The organism is Moorena bouillonii PNG (genome assembly GCF_001942495.1).
Classification (GTDB): Bacteria; Cyanobacteriota; Cyanobacteriia; order Cyanobacteriales; family Coleofasciculaceae; genus Moorena; species Moorena bouillonii.
In genome coordinates, this window is sequence record NZ_MKZS01000001.1 from 6,886,388 (window position 1) to 6,910,000 (window position 23,613).

A 23,613-nucleotide genomic window follows, 5' to 3' on the forward strand; every position below is an offset into this window, starting at 1 on the left:
CGGGCATTCCTCCCTGCCCACTCAACAAGGATGGAATATCCTGCACTAAGATCAGATGATTATGGTTTGGTTGTTGGTATCTAGGAGCATTAGAGTATGTTTCCCATGTCTCTTACTCCACCGAATTAGTCACCAATCTAGAAAACTGATCCAAGGTTTGACGATTAGCTTGCAGGGCTTTGTCAATTGAGCCAGCAGCTGCCATCAATCCCATTTCGCGGTTGACAGGCCAAAGGTAATCAATCTCTTCACAAAAACGCCGACTATTTGATAAGAGATTTTGGTAGTTTTTAAGAGCCACATGAAATCCCTCGTGTTCCTGACAGAAACACTGCTGCATCCAATCAAGCGCTTCTCTTTGGGACATACCAAACACAGGTGATTTCAGGACCTTATAAACAAAATCAATCGTAGAAAAGTTATCTTTAGACATCAATACTGGTGATGCACCAGAAATTCCATTATGGAAATTTTTCTGAATTAAATAGATTGTCCAATTAGCGATAAGTTTTTCGTAGGCCGTTGGTTTTGATAATTCTTTGTACAAGTTTCTACCAAGAAACAGGGACGTTGTGGTGTGAAACGCTTCATCCAACAAATGATAGTAGGAAATGGCTGTTGGACTTGGGATAAATTCACCTTTTTTTTGCAATTTTTGTAAATATTTATAGATAGTGAATTCTATATTTTTGACGGCCATATTCGCAATGTAGCGCAAGGCATAGTATTGGCACGCCATAAAAGGGGAACCTCCCCAGTTGAAGGTCAAGAACCGTAAGCGAGAGTTTGGTGCTAATCCTCTTCCCCAAAATCCCCCAGCAGACGCTGGTATTGATGGGCTTTTCTGCTCTAATTCCCTCAAATACTGAGAATAGTATTGTTTTGAACTGCTCAACATCCCTTTAGCGATGAAACCCAAGGTTTTATCTCGGTACTCTGACCAGGGCAAATTTTTCAGACTCAAGTATAAATGTTGTGAATCTGAAGACTTTGAACCATTAGCTAAGCCCCTTTTTCTCAATTTGTACGATTTACCTTTGAGGGGAGCTTTAAAGGCATCTTTCCCTAGTAACGTTCTAGTTGTTAAAAATCCGATTTTGTGAAAGGCGTGAATGTGAGAACGCTCCTGTTCAGTTTCGAGATCCAACTCCTGGGATATAGTGTCGTAACCGCCAATGGCAGCAAAAACACTGGAGGTAACTTGATTATAAGTAATGACCTCATTTTCCCCAGCAGCAATATTATGGTATGCCAAAAACCAATTCAGGTGATTGAGTGCTATTTTTTGAGAGGGAGAAGCAACTTCATAAAGGGGGGTGCCATATAATATGGATTGTTCCGGTTCGCTCCAATAGTGATCGCTATTTTTAGCGTACTTAAAGCTTTTCTCGAGTTCTTCTATTTTTTCTGTATAGTTTGATTCTAAGTTACTGCGACATGTTTTTTCAATTGCGATTAATGTTTTATTGCCCCGTGAGAGCGATTTTTTTTGGTTTAATTCGGCTGTTTGCAACTGTTGTGACATTATTTTTTGCTCCAGAATGTATACTTACTATCTGTTACAACTAAATTCCATCTGAAAATAGTCTAAGTTTGACCGTGGCGTACTATCCACTGCCCCAGAAAATGATGATGGTATCTAACGGAAAAAATCGAGTAGTTTAGGCTACGGACTTAGCAAATTGTTTAAAGCTTTTTATATTTGCTTGGATAGCCCGGTCAATGTTAGCTGCTGAGTCCATCAGGCGCATTTCTCGATTGACTGGCCAGAGGTAGTCAATGTCATTAAAAAAGCGCCGAAGATCAGACAGTAACCGTTGGTGGTACTTGAGGGTAACGTGAAATCCCTCATTTTCTTGACACAAACTTTGTTGCATACTATTGAGTGCTTCGTCCGAAGACATCCCGAATATCGGCGATCGCAGTATTTTATAGCACAACAACATAAACAGCGGCTCATCTGTTACGCACTCACTGGGGAATATACAAGAAATTCCGCTCAAAACATTATGCTGCATCATGTAGATCGCCATATTGGCCACAAATTTTTCATAGGCCGTTGGCGGGGAAAAGTCTTTGTATAAGTCGCGAGCAATGGTCTGGGAAATGGTGGTATGAAACGATTCATCTAACAAATGGAAGTGGGAAATAGCTGTGGGGGTGGGAATGAACTCAGATCCCTTGTGCAAGTCCTTAAAATACTTGAAATAGGAATATTCCTTATTTTTGAGATTTGCATTAGCAATATAGCGCATGGTATAGTATTGGCAAGAAAAGAACGGCGAACTTCCCCAGTTGTAGGCAAAAAACGGCTGCATCTGCCGAGGAGCTAATCGTCCTATTATCCCCTCTGCATGCCCAGGAATTGGCTCATTTCTCTGCACTAGTTCTTCCAAATACTGCGAACGGTAGTTTTTTTGCCCAGGAAGCATTTTTTCAACTGTCCAGCGCCAGGTCTTATCCCAGTCAAGGGACAAGAGCAACTTCTTCGGTAGTAAGTTGACAATATTTCCTCTGAGTCTCCTCTGTTTCTGCGATTTGTACCATTTACTCTGAAACGAATTTTTTAATAGGGCTTTGCCCAGCAGCGCCTGCTTAGTCTTGTAACCAACTTTTTGAAAGGTTTTAACGTGGTAATGTTCTTGGTTGGTTTCGGTTTCCAATTCCCGGCATAGGGTTTCGTAGCCACCAACTTTTACAAAAACGCCCCTTGTGACTTGGTTGTAAAGGATAGTTGCTGCTTCGTTAGCAGCTACACCATTGTACATGGCAACCCAGAACAGATGATTGAGCGCAATTTTTTGCGAAGGTGAGGCAGCTTGGTAAATGGGTGTACCGTAGAGCACCGAAAGTTCTGGGTCACTCCAATAAAAATCGCGATTAACCTGATAGTTAAAGTTTTTACCTAGCTCCTCTATTTTCTCCGTATAGTCAGACTTAACATTACTATTAAAGGTTCTTTCAATCAATGTGAAATGCTTCTGATTATTTTTGTCTTCCAGGTTTGAAGCTTGACTATTTCTGGTTTGATTTGATACAGTTTTTATCACTTTTTTTTCCCGGTGAGTGCAATTAACAACTTTGATGATGTTTATAGTGAAACTGAATCAATGGGAAGATTTAATCCCATTTAAGCCTCTCCTTTGAGTTCATTGCCTAAATGCTGCGCCAGAGATTCAACACTTGGGTAATCGTAAAGAAGGGTAGGAGCGAGTTCCTGCTTTAACCATTCCTCTAAGTCCCCCGTGATTCCAACAGCTGCACTTGAATCCAAACCATAGTCATTAAAGTCTAAGGTAATATCCACCTCATCGGGTTCGATTTCTAACATTTCAGCCAGATAGGATACTAACCAAGCTTGAATTGTTGCTGCAGTTATAGGTTCTTGAGGAGGAGCTATGTGACCATTGTCAGTGCTACTTACTGAAGTATTACTTACTGAATCTATTATTGGCATCTCGGCAACTTCTAGATTTTGAGTTTCCATTGTTTAAAAATCCTCGATAATTATTGCTACAATTTACATCAAATGTTCAATTTTGGGAGATAGCCTTAGCTTCTATCATTCCTGTTGTTGGAACTTTAACCTCCCAGACCAAGTCAGCCAATTCACTAGTGCGGATTTAACAGTAAGCTAAGTTAATACTGAGAAGCAATAACAATTGCCAACCCCAATCCCATCACTCTTAATCGTTATTTTTGGCTTCGGTTTCTGCGTGGAATCCGCCATCGATTCTACTGGTGTTGTGGGATCTAAATGCATCGACATAGGTCTTTCTCAGATTCTGCTGAATTTAATACATCCAAAGTTCCATCTGAGATGCGGCAAGGGGACTCCCGTTATACCCGGCACGGGTTAGCGGGAGGGGAATTGCCGCCAACAAGTAAACTACCCGATAGGGTATCCTTATTTTCAAGATTGATATTCATAGCCGTCAGCCTTGTGAATAGTTTTCAAGTATTTGGGATGTACGTCAAATTTTTGAGTTGGTAGTTGAAGGGTAAAGCTAGGTCTAAAGCGAATTGCAATACGTCCGACATATTGACCAGCAAACTTACCTTTGATGACATCAGCTTTAACAATATCACCTGTTTGAAAACCCTGAAAAAACTTAGCTTTTGGAGCGTGAGCTTTCGGAAACCCATATTTGTTAGGACGACAACGCTGCCTAGTTCCGTGTCCTTTAGCTGCAATTAACAGCGGTTTTATTCCCCTGATAAGTAGCCGCTCAGGTGTTGATTTACCAACACAAGAAGCATCAGTCCAATGGTGTTTTTCAATCATTCTGACCTTACGGTTAAATTTGGTCAGTCCCCCAGAACCTACTTCTACAGGTAACCCGGTTTCTTGAAGTCTTCTATACAATTCCCATCGGGTAGTATTAACCGCAGTCGCGTCTTTAAGTGAAGTCTTGGTTTTCCCCTTAATTTTCTTCAATAGTTCAGGCTTTTTACTTAAAAAATCTTCTACATATTTGTTACCTTTTTTCTGATTACAAGGTCTACAAGCTAAGGTGAGATTGCTTACTCTGTTAGAACCTCCTTTTGATTTGGGGACAATGTGTTCTATTTCCAATGGGGTGTTTTCAGCGTTGCAGTAGACACATTTTCTTCCCCATTTGGCAAGCAAGTATTCCTTGACCTCAAAGCCGAATAACTCACCGCGTTGATATTCAACCTCGCTAATTTCAGGGTTTGGCATTTGCTGCAAATCAAACCTGACTAACTCTTGAGAAATAGCGCTAATCGGACAGACTTTTCTAATTCGTTTCACCCAAGTCTCAATATTGTTAATTCGGCTTTCAAGAGATGGGGGTAACCATCCTTGTCTACCAGTTCTGTTCAAAAAACGAGGTTTGCGATATCGAGTCTTACGGTTGCGTCTACCTCTCCTTAATGCCCTGCGAGAGTCTAGAGAATTCTTAATCTGTTGTCCCCTGTGAGATATTTCTAAGGCGCTTGTGACACGTCCTGTTTCTTCTTGAACAATAGCCATCCCGCTTGTTTTACTACCAGGGTCTATCTTTAAACGATGTGAATGAGTGACAGATTTTTCTAAAATCCTGTCTTTTAATACAATTGTAAATGGGTACCGTTTAAATACTTTAGCCCTTCCCATGTTCAATAGCTCTCTTGCTCGTGCCGGGTGGCATGGATCCAGTGGTTTCTTATTTTGATCTAGAACGAAAACTCGCATTACTTTGAACACTCCACAATGTGGGTAAAGTTTGCCTGTGCAAAGCACACGCTTGCGCGAACGACAATGTTATCTAGCTTTGTTCGGTACAGCTCACTGGCTTAACTCGCTACACCTGTTTAAAGCTGTACGACAGTTGCTACAAACTGGCACGCATTTGTAGGTGTCATGAGCTAGATAACGTAGCTCGCTTAGAGCTTAGTCTGGTCAACTATGAGCTTTTTACAAGCTCCCGCTATAGTCTGAAGGACTTAGCGGTGAGTTGTTGACTGAGAAAATTAGCTCGACAACGATGACGCTGAATCTTGCCACTGGAAGTCTTAGGGATACTCCCAGGTTTTAACAGTGCTACATCATGAACCTGGAGTTCGTGGTCAGATGCTACTGCCCGACGAATATGTCTGACTACCTCCTGTGTGTCTAACTTTCGTAGGTAAGTCCGCTCTACTTCCTGAACAATGACTAGTCGCTGTTCACCGTTGACCTCCATTACAAAAGCTGCTCCTGAAGCTGGTCGTAAAGCAAGATGACTCCGCTCCACCGTCAGTTCAATATCTTGGGGATAATGATTGCGACCGCGAATAATAATAACATCCTTGAGGCGACCTGTAACAAATAGTTCTCCATTGTTTAAAAATCCTAGGTCTCCAGTCCGCATAAATGGACCTTTTCCTGTATCTGCTATGTAGCCATGAAACGTCTGTTTTGTTTCCTTTGGTTTCTGCCAATAGCCACCAGCTACACTGGCACCGGACACCCAAATTTCTCCTACTTGGTTATCAGCGCATAGCTTTAAGGATTCAGGGTCAACGATGGCAATTTTTTGGTCTAACCATGACTGGCCACAACCTACAACCTTACGGACACCTGTAACCTCGCTACAGACGGGTATTACTTTATTTTGTTCTAGTGCTTTCCCATCAAGCGAACAGATAACTGGTTGCTCTGTTTTCAACCCCCCAGACACAAATAACGTGGCTTCTGCCATGCCATAGCAGGGGTAAAACGCCTCTTTTCGGAAGCCACAGGGGCCAAATTTAGCAGCAAACTGCTCTAGGGTCTCGGCACGGACTGGTTCCGCTCCTGTAAAAGCCACATCCCAGCTGCTCAGATCTAGAGTAGCCAACTGCTCTGGCTTCACCTTGCGAATGCACAGATCGTAAGCAAAATTAGGGCCACCACTAGTGGTAGCTTTGTATCGGGAAATCGCTTTTAACCAACGTATAGGCGTCTGCAGAAATGCCAGGGGTGAGAGGAGAATACAGGGGATCCCCAAATATAAGGGCTGAAGCACGTTGCCAATTAGCCCCATATCATGGAATAGAGGCAGCCAACCAACAAAAATGGTTTGTTCGCTATGTCCGAAGGCTTGCTTAACCATCCGCTCATTGTGTAGCAGATTACCGTGACTTACCATTACTCCTTTCGGTGTCCCGGTAGAACCGGAGGTGTACTGGAGAAAGGCCAGGCTACTGCTGTCTAGGGTTGGTTCAGACCAGTCCAACCCTTGGTCGCGTACGCATGTATTGGTAGCAAGCAGGTGCAGCCTCCCCAGAGCTGGATGCTGGGCAAAGCGACTGGTTAACTCGGTCATAAGAGATGTGGTAGTTAGGGCAAACCGAGCCTCTGCATCTGATGCGATCGCTAATAACCTAGAGAGATTGTGACTGCGTCGGGGTGGTGGATAAGCGGGCACTGCAATTACGCCAGCGTACAAGCACCCAAAGAAGGCAGCAATGAAGTCTATACCTGGTGGATAGACTAGCAAAGCTCGTTCCCCCGTTGCCCCCAGAGACTGCAACTGGCTGGCGATCGCCCTTGAGCGTTTGTCTAATACCTCATAGGTGATACGATCAGTTTCTTCTTCCCCTTTTTCTAGGAAGGTATAAGCGATTTTAGCAGGCTGAGTTAGGGCTCTCAAGCGCAACAACTCTACCAGATTGGAAAACTTCTCGTCAAGGTCTGAACATCTGATATTTTCCAAGTTTCAAGCTCCTTGGTAGATAGCGTTTTTCAACGCTTACTTGCTCCCTTACAACAGTTTTTTACTGTTTTAACTATACTTCGGTGTGCTTATTTTTTGAGCGTTGATAGCGCCCTATACTAAGCACGATTAAAAAACTATCACAAAAAAAAATACTTGTCAACCCTAATCGTAACTAAAATCTGCTTGACTCTCGTCCAACCATAGCTATATATACCTGAGTTCGATATAAGGGATAAATCTGAAAATCAATCAGAGTAAAGCTTGTGTCAATAATCTGCGTTTATTGACATCAAAAGTTCAAAAAATACTAGTCCAAAAAATCTCAGGGGGTGACAAGCTAATTGAAAATCTTACAGGGGTTAGGTTTTAGGGGTTAGGTTTTAGGGAAGATTGTCAAGCGGGATGGATTTAATAAAACTATAGAAGAAGTTTAATTGGTAAAATTTGCTTCAATTGCTGGCAAATACAAATGACTCCGATGCGCTCATTTTACCCAAAACCTAAAACCTAAAATCTAACACCTATCTAGGTTTGATATTTGTTGTCACCCCGTGATACAAAAAATACTGTCTTGATAAATTTAACTAAATAAAAAAAGAATTTACAAGTTAATGAAACTAGTAATTTTTGTATTTTAGACCCTCTTTTGTCAAATTTAACGAAGGCTTTTTGGGTTGAAAATAATAAGCAATTAAACCAGCGACGACATTGACCATAAAATTAATAATGCTAGGATGACGATAATGTTCAATGTCTTGATGCATCGCTTTGTGAAATATTTTTTAACTGGTCATTAACTGTCTCAATTAAAGATCTTTTTCTGAGCATTATTTGTTTCCAGGAAAGCATTAATTTATTATTCATATTCTTTTTGAGAGGTGTAATGAGTTTGATGTTTTTGTTCCAGACTTCTGACCATAATTCTTTTTTGATATAACCTTGATCTCCAGATAACCCCAGATATTCTGGGTTAAATCTGGCACAGGTACAGTGAAGTTTAAAGCAAAAAAACCAACCCATAGAACTTTTGCCCCAGGCCGCTAAACTAGTAAATCCCTTAATTATTAAATGAAGTTTAAAGCAAAAAAACCAACCCATAGAACTTTTGCCCCAGGCCGCTAAACCAGTAAATCCCTTATTTATTTTGGCTCTTTTGGGATGGCAAATTGGTATGGGTATACTGTCGATAAAACGTTCTTCCTGTCACTGGTACTGTACGATAATTTAGATAAAAAATTAAAGGCATCAAAGTCTGATAAATTAACTCAACAAATCGATTGCAACTAACTAATCGAGGAAAGTTTTGTTGGTAAAATTGAAGTAAATGTTGATAATAAGCCTTGAAAATTCGATAAATTTAACGATTAAAATCAACAATAATATTCATGATTTCACTCAAACACAGTTACCTTTTTCGGATTATTTTTTTTGTTTGATGTGCAATTAGCTTCGACTTGAAGCTTTCTTCAAAGACTAAACAAAAGTCGTCTATTTCACAAAACAATTTTTCAATTTCCATGCTCTGTTTCTCTCTGAAAAATAATTATTTATTATCAGAGGTTTGGTGCAAAAAAAGAAGATAATGTTAATATTATTTAATGTAAAGTAATAAAAATTTACAATCATGGGAAGTAGTTAACGACAAGGATTTATCAATAATCATTGATTATTGATAATTGCTCCGACAGAACAAAACTCTGTAACTCAGGTGAGTTGGTGTTTGTAGCTGATTTTCTTACGTCGAACTCAGGTTAATCGTAACTAAATTCTGCTTGACTCTCTTCCAACCATAGCTATATAGCGTTTCTCATAGCTATGAGGTACACTTTTGATTGGCACTTATTGCCTTAAGAGCTTCTTGCCTTGCTGCCTTCTGCCTTCTGCCTTCTGCCTTAAAAGGATAAGCAATGTCGCTCATGACTATGAGAATTGCTATAAAACCTAAGTAATCTGACTCATATGCTCCTCCAAAAGCTTTTTAGCCCGAGGCTTATAAATCAGATGGAACAACGCTTCTAGATAACGCAGCATATCCTCCTGGTTTGCCTTAGACGTATAGTTCCAGAAGCCGTAAATCCCTGCTAAGGATAGCAAGCGCGTAGTGTGGATTTTCCAAGTATAGGTGCTGTAGACTCGTTCTATGCCCTGATTGGAAATTTCCTCCCAGTACTGGGGATTTTCCTGACACTTAGTCACAAAATCCAGGATTTTCTGAGCCATTTCCTCCTGGTTAGTAGGGTTAATCAGGATACCATTGACCTTGTCCTGAATAATCTCCAACGGTCCACCAAATTGGGTACCAAAGGTTGGTAAACCAGAAATCATCGATTCCAAAATTGTTAGACCAAAGGCTTCAAACAGCGCTGGCTGAACAAAAATACCATGACGGTCAGCAATCACCCGATAGACTTCACCACAGTCACTCTTTGATAAGCGCACCCCTAACCAGCGGATCTTGCCGTAGAGATTATACTCCTCAATAATCTGGTAAAGCTTGACAATTTCTGCCTTTTCTTCGCTGTCGCTGGAGTCTTCAGTGCGCAAGTTACCCGCAATTAAAATCAAGTTACAGTGTTCCTGCAACTTTCGACTCTTACCAAAGCATTCCGCTAACCCAGTCAGGTTCTTAATGCGGTCAAGACGAGCCATGGAAAAAATCGGGCGCTTGTTAGGATAATCCAGTTTGCCAAACACCTGGGCCTCGTCGTCTAGGGTAAACAGGAATTCATCCAACCGCTTAATATCACTAGCTCCTCGCCCTTCAGTGCGGGTGTAGGGGAAGAAGACGGTTTCATTTACCCCCGGTGGTACTACATTAAACTTCGGAGAGAATAACTCAATGCCATTGATGACATGATACAGGTCTGGCATGGTGAAGTTCTGGTAAGACTCATACTGACCCACACTATCAGCAGTACCCACAATTTCCTGATAGGTACTGCTGATAATAAAATTAGCCGCATTCATGGCAATTAAATCAGCAGTAAATTGCAGGGAGAAGTGGTATTGCTGTTCTGAGTCTTGCCAGTACAGGTTACTAAATAGGTATTTGGACTTTTCTAGGGCATGGGCAATATTGCACTGGGTAACTTTCAACCGTCGCGCCAGCAGGAACGCTACTATAGCATAGAAAGAGTTGGTTAGGACAATACTCTGAAGGCATGATCCAAAGCATCTTGTAAACAATCAAATTGATGAAGACTAGAGCCGCAAATAGTGTTTGAGTCGCGCCCAAAATTTCTCGATTTTGTTGAGGTCGGGGGAATAAGCACCGAAGAAATAGGAGTTTACATCCTGCCTGCTCGATTAATTTCTTGATGTAAGCAGAGTTATGAAAACTCGCGTTGTCCATCAGCACAATCTGGCCTGGTAACAGTTCTGGCCTGACTGAAAAACTCAACCCATCCCTCAATCAGTTTAGTGTTGCAGTATCCCACAAAAGTAATTGGGGCAAGGATCTGACGACAACAGGAAGCTGCTACCATGCGGGCTTCGCTCCGTTTTATGTCCTAATTTGAGATCGTAATATCGCGCATGATTTCTCGCACCAACCATAGGGGTAGTCTTCTGTATCATCAATTCCGGCTTCATCGACATAAACTAGTCTTTGTTGAGCGTACTGACCAAGATATTGGAGAAATTTGCCTCGTTCGAGTTCATTCCTTTCCTGGTATCCATAAGTTTTTTTTTTCGGGTAAAACCAATGCGCTTCAAAGCTTTGCCGATGGTGATCCGACTAATTTACTCTGGCCACTGTTGTGCCATCTCTTTTTGAGTTATTCCGCCGTTTTTTTGAGCAAATTGGCGAAACTCGTCTAAATCTCGGATTTTTGGCTTTGGTCCCCTTCGATAGTTCCGCTTGGCTTTAACAGTTCCTCTTTCTTCTCTAGCTTTTAGCCAAAGGTCTAAAGTATTTCGGCTAATTTTGAGCATCCGGCAGATCTGGGTTTTTTTCTCGCCACGATCTACTGCTGCTACCGCTTTTTCTCGAAAGTCATCGCTATAAGGTGATGGCATTTTTCCGACTTGCTACACCCTCTATTATGTCCTAATTATCCCTTTCTTTGCTATAGATTACCATCGGAATAGTTTCCTACAATCAGGTCGGGACGACCTTGGAATTCTCCTAGCAGTTCCTTTTCGGCATCGATGGCGTAGGTTTCTAGATACGGCCAAATCTCAAACCGAGAAATCCAATCCTGAGTAACTTTCGGATTGAACTCTCGAAACGGTACCCGTAAAATCCAGGCATTTTCTGTACCGTTAACTTTCTCTAACCGTTCATTACACCGAGTTCCATCATTGTTGGGGATTAAGCGGGTGAGAATGATCACCTTAGGCTGAATGTTTAATCCCGCCAGAGTCAGGTTTTCTTGCAACTGCTTTTCTAAACTCTTAGCTTGGTCAAGGACATATACCACTTGACCCCCTGTATCTGGACGTCCTAATACCCCTTCTTGTCCAAACCAGCCGTGAACCGATACCAGGACAATCCGGAAAATCATTGGGATGCGGGAGAGGAACTGTTCCAATGCCCCATCATCCGGTTCATCAATCAATTCATCCAGCATTGCCAAGGTTTCCCGCACCCGACTAGCCGTGTTTCCCCAGCCTGCTTCAAAACCCATCTCTTGCAGCTTAAAGCGGAATTTATCATAGGATTCGCTGTCTGGGCGATCGCTTACAAATTCCAAGGCCAACTTCACCTGTTCTGACAGTTGCTGGTGATTGTGAATGCGCTCGTTAATCAGCAGCTGGTTTCCTTGGAAATGACGCACTTTCAAGAAACCGTACAACGACTCCAACCAGTGCTCAGGGTCTTGAAACAGTTTACTGGAGAGATAGCGGTTTAGGAAGCGGACTCCCTTACCAATATTCTTGGGATCGCGAATGACTGGGCTGTAGTCATAAAACGGCTGAAAATCCAGCTGGAGAACCTCCCCGACCTTGGGGTTGTAGCGATTGACAAAGCGATCGCGTATATTTAGCAGTTCCTCTGGTGTAACCTCTTGCGCCCTTAAGTCTTCAAACAGACGAAAAGCTCTTTTAGCCGCAATTTTTGGTCGGATAATTAGGCATAGACTTTCATCTTCCAGAATAATTTCCTGGGTGTAATAAATCAGCTTCCCTAAATGAGAAGAATGATAAAAGTATTCAGATTTTTTGTGGTTAGTGCAGTATTCATTAAAAGCAGCCAGAATTTCGTTGCGCAGTAAATACCTGGGTTCTGCAGTTTTTAACTGGCTGGTAAAGTGACGTAGATCGCTCTTTTCGTCACTTTCGAGAACATCCTGAATTAGGTTGAGCATTGAAACTCCCCAAATACAAGTCAACTATATTTAAACCAACAACCCTATAAAAAATTCCTCTAAAGAATAGTGATTCCCGCGCACTACCGATCAGGAATAGATATTCTTTTAGATATATGGACAACGTTCTCGCAAAACAACTATTTTGGCATAAATAAAGATTAAAGCATGTAAAGCTGCCCATACTTCTGCCGGATGTAGCGGATGAATGGATCGATGCGTAAAGCAGTACCAGTGACGCTCTTAATCAATTCAGCCGCTGTGTATTTGCAACCGTGTTGGTAAATGTTGTCCTTCAACCAATTATGGAGCGTACTAAAGTTTCCTTGCTCAATTTTTGGTATAATTTCAGGTTGCTCCGTTACTGCGGCTTCAAAAAACTGGGCGCTCATCAAGTTACCCAAGGTGTAGCATTGGAACATTCCCCCAATCTGACCAGTGTACCAGTGAACATCTTGCAACACCCCGTCACTGTCATTCTGGGGAACAATCCCTAAATCTTCACGATAGCGTTCATTCCAGGCTTCCGGTAAATCCCTAACCTGCAGCCTACCCTCGAGCATCATCAGTTCTAAGTCAAAGCGGATCATGACGTGGAGATTGTAAGTCACTTCATCAGCATCCATGCGGATTACAGACCGTTGCACCTTGTTGATGGCCTGATAAAAGGCATCGAGGGAAACATTACCCAGTTGGGAGGGGAAGTAGGATTGTACTTGGGGATAGAAAAATTTCCAGAAGCCCCAACTACGCCCAACAATATTTTCCCAAAGTCGGGACTGGCTCTCATGGACACCCGAGGATGTCCCACAGGCAAGAGGAGTGCCTTCCAAATCTCGCCTAATTCCTTGCTCATAAAGACCATGACCCATTTCGTGGATGCTGCTAAATAGAGCCTGACTCAGGTCATCTTCATCAACACGGGTCGTAATGCGCACATCACCGGTAGAGAAGTTGATCATAAATGGGTGATGGGTTTGGTCTTGCCTTCCCCGCTCAAAGTCATACCCCATTTGCTTCATGACCTTGAGAGTCAAATCTAACTGTTGCTCTTCAGGATATCTTTGGTGTAAACAGTTGTCATCCGTGGGACTTTGGGCAGTAATAGCCTCCACAATTGGCACTAATTCCTCTCGCAACTGAGAAAAAAGCGTCCGCAAAATAGAGACTTTCATCCCATAGTCAGCAAAGTCAATTAACGGGTCAGCGATATGTTCGTAACCAGGGAAAAAATAAGCCATTTGACGGCTGAGGTCAAGGGTTTTTTCTAAGTAAGGGCGCACCGCTGCAAAGTCGTTGGTAGCTCTTGCCTTTACCCAAACACTGTACGTTTCTGTCCGATGTTCAGAGAATTCTCCCATAAATTCCGCTGGCACCTGCACGGCTCTGTGGTAATTTTTTCTAGTGCAGCGGATTAAGCTAGCTTCGTCAGAAAAGTAAGGTAGAGTTTCTTCATAGGGGCGTAACCCTTCCAGGAGTTCGCCCATGGCTGGGTCAGTAAATTTACTATGGGCAATTTTTTGTAGAGTAGCCAGCTGACGTCCCCTAGCAGCTGCACCACCGGGAGGCATATAGGTGGCTTGATCCCAGTACAACAAAGATGCGGCTGCTTCTAAGTCGTTAATTTCACTTAGGCGTTTTTTGAGGTTGAGAAGTTTCGGTTGAGTTTTTTCGGTAGTCTGCATGATGCTAGATTGACACATTCAGGCTATTAGTTTAGGGTTACGGTATTTTGCCGAATAGTAAATGTACACCTGACGACCGAAAATAAAAATCTTACCCACAAAAATGTCCGATACTAATGAATCAGACAAGTGGGCTGAAAGCTAAGACCAAGTTGCGTTTTTCAAGTGCAATTTACTTATCGGACAATGGTGAAAATTCCCAAGTCCTTATTTCCTCTCGTTACGATTTAAGCTGCAACTTGGTACGAGCACTCTGGTAAAGCTAAGTAACTAACTCAGATGCCGATGGCTATGAAAACGTCATACCCATAACTGAGTGTTATAGCATAGTATTCGAACTACTATTGTGCCATTTCTTAAAGACTTATTAGTATAGTGTAATCCCTTAAAACCAGACAATCGCTCTAGCTATTGGCACAGTGGTAAGTATTCCTACCGACTGAAGCTCACAGCCACTAGCTTCGAGCTTGCCCAATACTGGCCGAAAGTAGGATGTCATAAGGATCTCTTTGCACTCTCATTTGGATCAGGACTTATGCACCCTTTCCGTGTAGAACCTCTGTAAATGTGAGGTGCGCTCTTACCATTAAGAATTAAATTCGCCACGGGTCGCACCTGAAGTTCTGTGCTCCACAGTTCGCTTTTTACTATTAGTAAAAACCTATTAGTAAAAACCTATTAGTATTGGCTTCAGGGGCATAAGTCCTATGGATACAAGCCTTTTAGCTTTTAGCTTTTAGCTTTTACCTTCACCAAAGGCCATCCCAAGCGAGTTGGCTGTTCGTATATCCGTTTGAGGGTATTGATGTCTCTAGCAGAAATTTTCGGGGGATTGCGAACTTGGGAAAAGTATAGCGCATCAGTTTTTAAAGGAGAATGACCCCAAATACCTAGTGCATGACCGAGTTCGTGACGGGCAGTGGCAAGGGTGTAGTCAATGGATTGCTCAGGGGAGAGAAGTATGGTAAACTTATGTAATAATAGATTATCTACTATTTGCTCTGGTGCCCTGATGGATTGCCCCAGGTAAAATTCATAGCGAGTAACGGCTGAGCGAGCGCGAGACCAATCAAAGGTTCCAGTCTCACGATTCAAGGAAACTTTTAGAGGAGGATGCGATCGCAAAATCGATATATCTGCTAATTCCTCCTGATCAACTAGTTCTAGGGGTAAATAAACCCCCCATTCTGCCACCGCCTTTAGCACCGCCTCAACCCATTGTTGGAAGCGCTGATGGTTAGCATCAACCACAGGCGGTGGTTGGGGCTGTTGCACATAAACCTTGACGGGAAACTGAGACCAGATCAGATAACCTAAGGGAGTGCCCTTGATTTCAGCAAAATAATCACCGCTGCCGGTAGGGTCTTGCCACTGGTCAAGGGGAGTTGGTAGAGGGTGAGGCTTAGGAGCTGGTAGGCTAGGTGAGCTTACTGGCATCGAAGCCACCATAGCAGAGGAGGCTTCTGTTAATCGGTTAAACTTTGGGTGTAAACCTGCTGCGGTGCTGCAGTTAGTCAACATCACTAACAGACAAGTGACACCCCCTAGAAACAGGGCTATCCATAGCTGCTGATGCCGGTAATCTTTGTTATCCCACCTACTCCCCAAGGTTTAACTCTAATTATTTACTGGTTTAACCAACCTGCACTTAAAATCACTGTCAAGCTCATAAAGGTAATCGCCAAGATCCAGGTCACCCGGTTCAGGGCTTTTTCAGCACTCTTGGTGCTGGTAAACAGCTGAGCTTGACCACCGATACCGCCAAGGCCATCCCCCTTGGGACTATGGAGCAAAACCAAAATAATCAGACCCAAGCCAGATAAAACCCAAATAATTTGCAGGATTTGATTAACCATTCTTTTGACAATATTACGGGAATGAAAAGTTTTGAACTCTCCCTCGGTTAAAACCAAGGGGTTCTCAACTTCCTGTGTTATAGAGAAACTCGCACGGGTGTCCGATTATTACGGACTTCCAACTTAGCGGGTTGGATCATAGAACGCCCAGTCATTTCTTTTGGCTGGGGAAGTTGCAAGATTTCCAAGATGGTCGGGGCAATATCTGCCAGACATCCATCACAGCGCAATGCAACTTCTGTACCATGTCCAGGGATTTTTAATTTTTCCCCTTCTACTAGGATAAAGGGTACTGGGTTTGTCGTGTGAGCTGTCCAAGGATTACCTGTCTCATCGCGCATAGTCTCGGCGTTGCCGTGGTCAGCAGTAATGAGGGTAGTGCCACCAACTTTAATTATCCTATCAATTAAGCGTCCTAGGCAACGGTCTACGGTTTCCACTGCTTTTATGCAGGCTTCCACATTGCCAGTATGGCCCACCATATCAGTGTTGGCATAGTTAATCACTACCAGGGAGTAAATGCGTTTTTCGATCGCTGCGATCACTTCATCGGTCACTTCCTTAGCTGACATGGCTGGTGCTTTATCATAGGTTGGTACCATCGGACTTTGCACCAATTTCCGGTCTTCACCCTCGAAGGGAACTTCTAGACCACCATTAAAAAAGTAAGTGACGTGGGCGTATTTTTCTGTTTCCGCAGTTCGGAATTGGCGCAACCCATGCTGGGATATAACTTCCCCCAGAATATTAGTCAAGTTCTGAGGTTCAAAGGCGACCAATACCGGAAAACTGGGGTCATACTGGGTAAAGGTGGCAAAGGTTAGGGGTTTGATCTGTTCCCGCTCAAAGCCATCAAAGTTAGGATCCACGAAGGCTTGGGTCAGCTGTCTGGCTCTGTCTGGACGGAAGTTAAAGAAAATTACTCCATCTCCTGCTGTCACAGCTCCAGGAGTAAGCCGTGTGGGCAAGATAAATTCGTCAGTAATCTCTGACTCATAAGACTCCTTGAGGAATTGTACTGCTGAGATAGCATTTCCAGGACCATCCTGAGTCATGACTTCATAGGCTTTTGAAATCCTTTCCCAGCGTCGGTCTCGATCCATGGCGTAGTAGCGACCACTAATGGTGGCTATGCATCCAATGCCAACTTGATCAATATAATCTTGAATTTTTTGAATTGCTTCAATGCCGTCGGTCGGTTTAGTATCACGACCATCGGTAATCGCGTGGATATAAACTTCAGATAGATTTTGGGCTTTGGCTAGCGCTAGCAATCCTAGGAGGTGATTGAGATGGGAGTGTACCCCACCCTCAGAACACAAACCCACGATGTGCATCTTCCCACCCCGAGATTTAACCTCTCGGCATACTTGCACAATAGCTTGGTTATCGTTTAAAGTGCCATTTTCCACCGCATCAGAGATGCGCACAAGTTCTTGAGGCACCACACGCCCAGCACCTATATTCAAGTGCCCCACTTCCGAATTGCCCATTTGACCCTCTGGGAGTCCCACGTCCTTTCCAGAGGTGCGAATTAATGTACTCGGATAGGCCGCCCAGAGGCTGTCCATTACAGGGGTGTTTGCTAGGGCTATCCCATTGGCATCAGTTACTTCGCGGTAACCCCAACCGTCTAAGATAACTAGCACCACAGGAGAAACAGGTGCTTGCCTCATCATATCGCCTTTTATCCTACTCTTAATTTCACCGCGATCATATCATTCAAAATCCGCATATTCATGATAAATTTCGATTTTTATTAGGTTTCGGCTGGCAGAGTCAGGATAATGCTTAAATCTTCTCCTAGCAAAGGTTTTGACTACCCCAAGCTAATAGGAATTTATACTCGGAAATCATGGCAAACCCATCTAAATTCTATAAGCCTTACTCAGACAAAATTGCAAAAAATAAGTAAAATTACTTATTGTATGACTCTCATATACCTTGACTCGGAAATTAAGCTTTGTATGCAATTAATTAGGCGTGCCGGTGCATGTTTGGCTCACAGCTACTGACAGCCTACACTTACAAGTAACAGAGGTGTAGGAAGTTTACAGAAACTCATTTATCTCAACATTCCTATAAAATTGGTATGTATAAGGTAATGCTTATGAAGGTGTGATCGCATTTCCCGATATGACTGCCAATATAACTTCTCCAGATTCCAGCCCTAGCTTGATTTCCCCTAACATTTCCTCCCAACAGAGCGTAGACTCCTTACCGACTACTTCCCCTGTGAAACTGGGAGTGATGGCTTCCGGAAGTGGCAGTAACTTTGAAGCGATAGCTAGTGCGATCGCAAACGGCCAACTCAATGCCCAAATCAGCGTGCTCATTTACAATAATCCAGGCATTAAAGCGTTAGCTAGAGCTGAAAAATACGGCATTCCAGCGGTTCTACATAATCACCGGCACACCAAAAAACGGGAAGATTTCGATCAACAAATTGTCGAAACTTTACGACAGTATGAGGTGGAGTGGGTCGTGATGGCTGGTTGGATGCGAGTGGTGACACAGGTACTCCTAGACGCTTTCCCTAATCGGATTCTCAATATCCATCCCAGCTTATTACCTACTTTCAAAGGTGTGCGCGCTGTGGAACAAGCCCTTGAGGCTGGGGTAAAAATTACACCGCCGGGGAGCACCCGCCCGCGTTCGTCGGCCAGGCCCCGGGCACAGCGGACCTGGCGCCAGAAGCCGGCGGCAAGGGCGGCCGCGCCGAAAACGAAGATAAGCCGCCAGCCGATGGCACCGACGGAGAAGGCCAGGTAGCCGGCGCCGAGGAACAACAGCAGCAACGGCAGCAATCGTTCCCGGGCACGGGCGGGAGTGAACGGCTGCCCGCCTCGTGCCAGCACCGCGTTGGCGAAGCGCTCCTGAACTCTCCAGGCCCGGCCGATCGGCCCGGGGCGTCCGTAGACCTTGTTCAGGTAACGCACCTCGAGGGTCGGCGGCGCTCCTCCCACCGTGGCCGGTTCGACCAACGGCACACGCCGGAAGATGAGGGCTGCGAGCCCGAGGAACAGGGAACCGACCAGCAACGTGGTCATGATCTGCCAGGTGGTCGACTGGATGATCTCGTAGCGGATCAGCGGAACCATCGTCAGGCTGACCGCCGCGGCCCAGCCAATGACGACCCACGGTCCCAGCCGGCCGAAGATGCCGTCCAGTCGATGAAGGAAGACGAAGCCGACCGGGATGACGAGCAGGGTCAGCAGGGTAGAGGTGACCAGGCCGCCCATGACCACGGTGGCGAAAGGAGGCCACAGTTCGTTGGCCTGCCCGGTGCTCAAGGCCAGCGGCCACAGGCCGGCAACGGTCGTCGCCGTGGTCATCAAGACCGGACGCGTGCGCTCGCGCACCGCCGCGAGGGCCGCAGCGCCGGCGCTGAACCCGCTGAGCCGGACCCGTGCCTGCATCCGGTCGACCAGCAGGATCGCGGGATTGACGGTGAGGCCGATCAGGGCCAGCACACCCATCAACGCCATCGGGTCCAGGCCTGGCACGTCCCCCAGCAGTAGCGCCCAGGTTGCACCGAGCACCGTCAGGGGAAGGGACAGGAGCACCAGGACCGGCATGGTCATCGATTCGAAGGTGATGGCCAGCACCGCGAACAACAGCAGCAGCACCGGGATCAGCAGCGAGCGGAACCAGCTGTAGGAGTCGTCCGGGTCGGGAACCTCGATCGTGTAGCCCGCAGGGCGATAGACCTCGCCGACGGCGTCGGTGATCCGCCGGTCCAGCGAGAGTCTTGCGTTCCCCGTCGTCGGCGCCTCGCGGCCCAGCGTGTAGCTGACCTTGACCTGGCGCCTGCCGTTCTCATGGGTGATCGTCGGCGGCGGGGGCATTCGTCGAACGTCGGCAACCGCTTCCAGGGGCAGCACTCCCGAACTCGTGTTGAGCCGCAGACGCTCGAGATCCTTGATCGCGCGGCGTGGGGGTGCCTGGCGGCGTACGGTCAGCGGAATCTCCCGGCCGTCGGGCAGGGTGAATCCGACCTGCATGGCGACTCCCTCACGACGCACGGTGTTGAGCGCCGGGAGAACCTGGTCGGGGGTCAGGCGGAAGGCGTTCATCGCCATGTCGTCGGCGACCACACGCAGTTCGTCTTGCGCCGAGCGGGAGGAGATCCGTGCGGTGTCGATCTCGGCAATCGACTCCAGCCGGCCGGCCAACTCGCCTGCCAGCGACAGGAGCCCGCGAGTCTCCGGTCCGGAGATCAAGACCTCGGTAGAACTGGTGTCGGTCAGGGCGGCCAGACCACCTCCACCGCCGAAGCCATCCTGAACCGTATCCAGTTCCAGGGCGCCTCTGGACTGGCTCTCGACCCGCCGGGCTGCGGCGCGTACCGTGGCCGCGTTCAGGCCCTCGGGGCGATCCTCGGCGTCGGGGAGCCGCACCGTCAGCTGCCCGTTCTCTTCCTGGATGGTGCTGTCGACCCCTTCGATGCCGTCGAGCTTCATCACTTCCTGTTCCAGCAGCGCGAAAAGCTCCGAGGCACGGTCGAGGGAATCCGCCGAGTCGAGGGTCACCGCCAGACGCACGGTGTCCTCCTGCGGAGGATCCTGATTCAAGCTGGTCACCGCGACGGTCGGTAGCACGAACACGACGGTGATCAGCAGCGCCGTGACGACGCCGGTAACCCAGATGCCCGGTCGCCGGAGGGCCACGATCAGCGTGCCGATGAAGAGTTCACCGGCCCGGTCCGGCGGTTTCAGCCCGCCGGTGCGTTGCCGTTCCTCCCGCACCCGCTTGACCCGGGCAAGGGCAGCCGGGGCGGCGAGACGACGGGCCAGCAGCGGAACGAGCCCGATGGCGACCAACACCGATCCGACCATCGGCAACAGAATCGCCAGCGCCATGATCTCGAGATAGGCGCGAAGTTCGGCGGCGGCGAAGTCGGCGAACATCAACGGCAGGAACACCACCGCGTTGGTCGCGCTGGCGGCGAGGATCGCCCGGACCGTGCGCCGGATGCCGTCTGCGGCGGCATCGTCGGCGTGGGCGCCGTGCTCCAGCTGGCGCTGCACCGCCTCGTAGACGACGATGCTGTTGTCGACCAGGGCGCCGATCACGACGCCGAGCCCGAACAGGGTGATCAGATTGAGCGAGAGCCCGGCCACATAGAGCAGGGCCAGGGCAGCCAGCAGGCTGGTGGGCACCGCTACCGCAACCACCGCGACGGCGCGCCACTGGCGCAGGAACAGGAAGAGCACCACCAGCGCGATGACGAACCCGGTGAGCGCCAGCTCCTTGAGCCGGTCCAGCTGTTTCTCGATCAGGTCCTTCGCCGCATCGAAGTTGATCACGAAGTCCAGGTTGTAGGGGGCGAACTCTTCGCGGAGCTCGTCGAGTCGCGAGCGCAGCGCCCGGCCGAGGCGAATCAGGTTCGCATCCTCGTCCTGGAAGACGACGATGCCGACCGTCGGCTCCCCGTTGACCCGCAGCAGCGTCTGCATCTCGCTCGTGCCGAACTCGATATCGGCGACGTGGCGAAGTTCCACCGGCCGGTCGGCGACGACGCGGCTTCGGGAGAGGGTGTCGATGCCCCGGGGCCGCCCGTCAAGCACGACCGCAGTGCGGCGATCCCGGCCCTCGATGCCGCCCAGATAGTCCAGGCGCTGGACCGAACGTGACAGCGATGAGACGACCTGCCCCGGTTCGATGCCCAGAGCGGCGCAGCGGTCGGGATCGATTTCCACGGTCAGTTCCTGAGGTGCTCCCCCTCCGGCGCTGACCCGGGAGACCCCGTCGACCGCCGCCATTCGAGGGACGACCTGATCGTCGACCAGGTCCATCAGGCTGTTCAGGTCGTCCATCCCGGTGACCTGGATGAACATGGCGAAGCCGACCGCCTGGCTGATGTCGGAGTTGTTGACGTTGATCGTCGTGCCGGCAGGTTGCTCGCGGACCAGGTCCGCCGCCAGCCGACGCATCTCGAGTTCGCGTACGGCCAGATCGGTACCCGGCCGGAACTCGAGGGTCAGAGTGCCGCCGGAACCTCGAATCGTGGCCCGGGTCTCGTCCAGGCCTTCCAGCAGCGATGCCCGGGACTCCAGCGGCAGCAGGATTTCCCGCTCGATGACCTCCGGTTCGCTACCGGGCCGGGCAAAAGTGACGAACAGCTGTTCACCCGCCACGTCGGGCAGCAGGTTGACCGGGATGCGCTGCCAGGCGATCAGCCCCAGCAGCACGATTCCCAGAAAGAACATCGCCGTCGCGACCGGCCGCCGGACCGGAATGGCAAACAGGTCGTTCCGCACCCCGCCGCTCATCGACGACCCAGTCTCCCGACGCGATCGAGCACCGAGTAGATGCAGGGAATCACCAGCAGGCAGCCGAGGGTGGAGGCGACGATGCCGCCGATGATCGTCAGCGCCAGCGGGCTACGCAGCCGTGCCGATTCACTGGCGCCGACGGCCAGGGGGATCAGGGCCAACGCGGTGGTCGCCGTGGTCATCAGGATGGGGCGCAGCCGCAGCGCGGCGGCCCGGGCGAGGGCGGCATTCCGCTCGAGCCCCTCGCCCATCAATCGCCGGGCAGTTCCGACCAGCAGGATCGCGTCGTTGACGGCGACACCGGCCAGCACGATCAAGCCCAGCGCTTCCATCACGCCGATGGGGTATCCCCGGGGCACGAGGACGGCGGCGACGCCGATCGAGGCCAGCGGAACCGACATGACCACGGTCAGCGGATGAATCAACGACTCGAAGGTGCCGGCCAGCACCATGAACAACAGGACGATGGCCAGGATGCCGGCGAGTTGCAGTTCTCCGAAGGTCTTGATCCGTTCTTCTTCCTCACCGGTGAGCTCGGCGCGCATCCCCGGCAGGCCGACCTCGGCGAGTACCTCCCGGGCCGCGGCCATGGCCTCGGGGTATTCGTATCCGGGAGCAATGCGCGCCGTCACCAGGGCGATGCGGCGTTGGTCCCGCCGAAAGACCTCCCGGGCGCCTTCGTGGTGCTCGAATACCGCGACGTCGCCCACGGCCAGACGGGCGCCGGAGCTGGTGGTCATCGGAATCCGGTGCAGCTCATCCATTCGAACGCCCGGCAGGCGCAGCATCACGTCCCGCTCCTCGTCGCCCAGCGCGAGGGTGGTGACCTTGCGTCCGTCCAGCGAAGACTCGATCGCGGCGCCGACCGCCGCGATGTCGATGCCGAGGCCGTCGGCGAGGGTCTGCTCCAGGCGGACCCGCAATTCCGGCGGTCCGCCTTCGAAGGATGAACGCACGTTCCAGAGTTGAGCGCGCTCGGCCAGTGCCTGCCGCACCTCGGCCGCCCCGCTTCGGAGGTTTTCCAGCGACTGGCCGGCGATCTCGATCTCGATCGGTGGGCCGCTGGTGCCCAACGCCTGGGACAACGCCGACGCGCCGACCTCCCAGGAGGCCTCGATACCGCTCATCTCGGCGACGACCGGCGCCACCCGTTCGACGATGGCGGTCCCGCTCGGTCCGCCGGCAGCCAGACGCACCAGGATCCGCGCGGTGTTCTCCTCGGTCTGCTCATCGCGGATCGTGCGGTCGTCCTCCGGGATGCGTCCCACCTCCGAGAGCATCGCCTCGAGGTGGTCTCCCGC

General features: G+C 48.3%; 11 protein-coding genes and 5 pseudogenes. 1 reads left to right on the plus strand and 15 read right to left on the minus strand.

Annotation, left to right across the window (positions count from 1 at the left end; all coding sequences use genetic code 11):
- Window positions 1–112: 112 nt before the first annotated feature.
- The 13 genes and pseudogenes from BJP37_RS27925 to gpmI all read right to left on the minus strand — a co-directional run bounded on the left by BJP37_RS27925 (window position 113) and on the right by gpmI (window position 17,710).
- Entirely contained in the window at window positions 113–1,525 is a 1,413-nt protein-coding gene (locus BJP37_RS27925; protein ID WP_075903738.1) for a hypothetical protein, read from the minus strand.
- Window positions 1,526–1,661: 136 nt separating this feature from the next.
- The gene (locus BJP37_RS27930) at window positions 1,662–3,050 is read right to left on the minus strand and encodes a hypothetical protein (protein ID WP_198954205.1); all 1,389 of its coding nucleotides are present in this window, start codon (window positions 3,048–3,050) and stop codon (window positions 1,662–1,664) included.
- 80 nt (window positions 3,051–3,130) lie between these two features.
- Window positions 3,131–3,487, minus strand: coding sequence for an acyl carrier protein (locus BJP37_RS27935; protein ID WP_198954206.1), 357 nt, complete (start codon window positions 3,485–3,487; stop codon window positions 3,131–3,133).
- Window positions 3,488–3,913: 426 nt separating this feature from the next.
- Window positions 3,914–5,197, minus strand: a complete 1,284-nt coding sequence (gene iscB / locus BJP37_RS27940; protein WP_075903740.1) for an RNA-guided endonuclease IscB — start codon at window positions 5,195–5,197, stop codon at window positions 3,914–3,916.
- 235 nt (window positions 5,198–5,432) lie between these two features.
- Window positions 5,433–7,181, minus strand: coding sequence for a fatty acyl-AMP ligase (locus BJP37_RS27945; RefSeq protein WP_081431360.1), 1,749 nt, complete (start codon window positions 7,179–7,181; stop codon window positions 5,433–5,435).
- A gap of 620 nt (window positions 7,182–7,801) precedes the next feature.
- A pseudogene (locus BJP37_RS45195) lies at window positions 7,802–8,703 on the minus strand (transposase).
- Window positions 8,704–9,125: 422 nt separating this feature from the next.
- Window positions 9,126–10,307, minus strand: a pseudogene (locus BJP37_RS27955) (glycosyltransferase); the annotation flags it as partial.
- A 618-nt stretch (window positions 10,308–10,925) separates the two neighbouring features.
- Window positions 10,926–11,201: a helix-turn-helix domain-containing protein gene (locus BJP37_RS37650; protein ID WP_143727603.1), complete on the minus strand. Its 276-nt coding sequence runs from the start codon at window positions 11,199–11,201 to the stop codon at window positions 10,926–10,928.
- 53 nt (window positions 11,202–11,254) lie between these two features.
- A pseudogene (locus BJP37_RS27965) lies at window positions 11,255–12,493 on the minus strand (sucrose synthase); the annotation flags it as partial.
- Between the two features lie 161 nt (window positions 12,494–12,654).
- The gene (locus tag BJP37_RS27970) at window positions 12,655–14,178 is read right to left on the minus strand and encodes a carboxypeptidase M32 (protein ID WP_075903742.1); all 1,524 of its coding nucleotides are present in this window, start codon (window positions 14,176–14,178) and stop codon (window positions 12,655–12,657) included.
- Between the two features lie 729 nt (window positions 14,179–14,907).
- Entirely contained in the window at window positions 14,908–15,786 is an 879-nt protein-coding gene (locus BJP37_RS27975) for a peptidase (RefSeq protein WP_075903744.1), read from the minus strand.
- A gap of 17 nt (window positions 15,787–15,803) precedes the next feature.
- On the minus strand, window positions 15,804–16,034 hold the full coding sequence (gene secG / locus BJP37_RS27980; RefSeq protein ID WP_008191847.1) for a preprotein translocase subunit SecG: 231 nt from the start codon (window positions 16,032–16,034) through the stop codon (window positions 15,804–15,806).
- 77 nt (window positions 16,035–16,111) lie between these two features.
- Window positions 16,112–17,710: a 2,3-bisphosphoglycerate-independent phosphoglycerate mutase gene (gene gpmI / locus BJP37_RS27985; protein ID WP_075906547.1), complete on the minus strand. Its 1,599-nt coding sequence runs from the start codon at window positions 17,708–17,710 to the stop codon at window positions 16,112–16,114.
- A gap of 460 nt (window positions 17,711–18,170) precedes the next feature.
- Here gpmI and purN point away from each other — a divergent pair.
- A pseudogene (purN, locus tag BJP37_RS27990) lies at window positions 18,171–18,665 on the plus strand (phosphoribosylglycinamide formyltransferase); the annotation flags it as partial.
- Between the two features lie 554 nt (window positions 18,666–19,219).
- On the opposite strand, the pseudogene BJP37_RS42940 reads toward purN, so the two are convergent.
- Both BJP37_RS42940 and BJP37_RS28000 read right to left on the minus strand, forming a co-directional pair.
- Window positions 19,220–22,309 (minus strand): annotated as a pseudogene (locus BJP37_RS42940) (efflux RND transporter permease subunit); the annotation flags it as partial.
- The coding region (locus BJP37_RS28000; protein ID WP_158069806.1) for an efflux RND transporter permease subunit at window positions 22,306–23,613 on the minus strand (1,308 nt) is incomplete at its 5' end. The pseudogene BJP37_RS42940 and the gene BJP37_RS28000, both read right to left, overlap by 4 nt.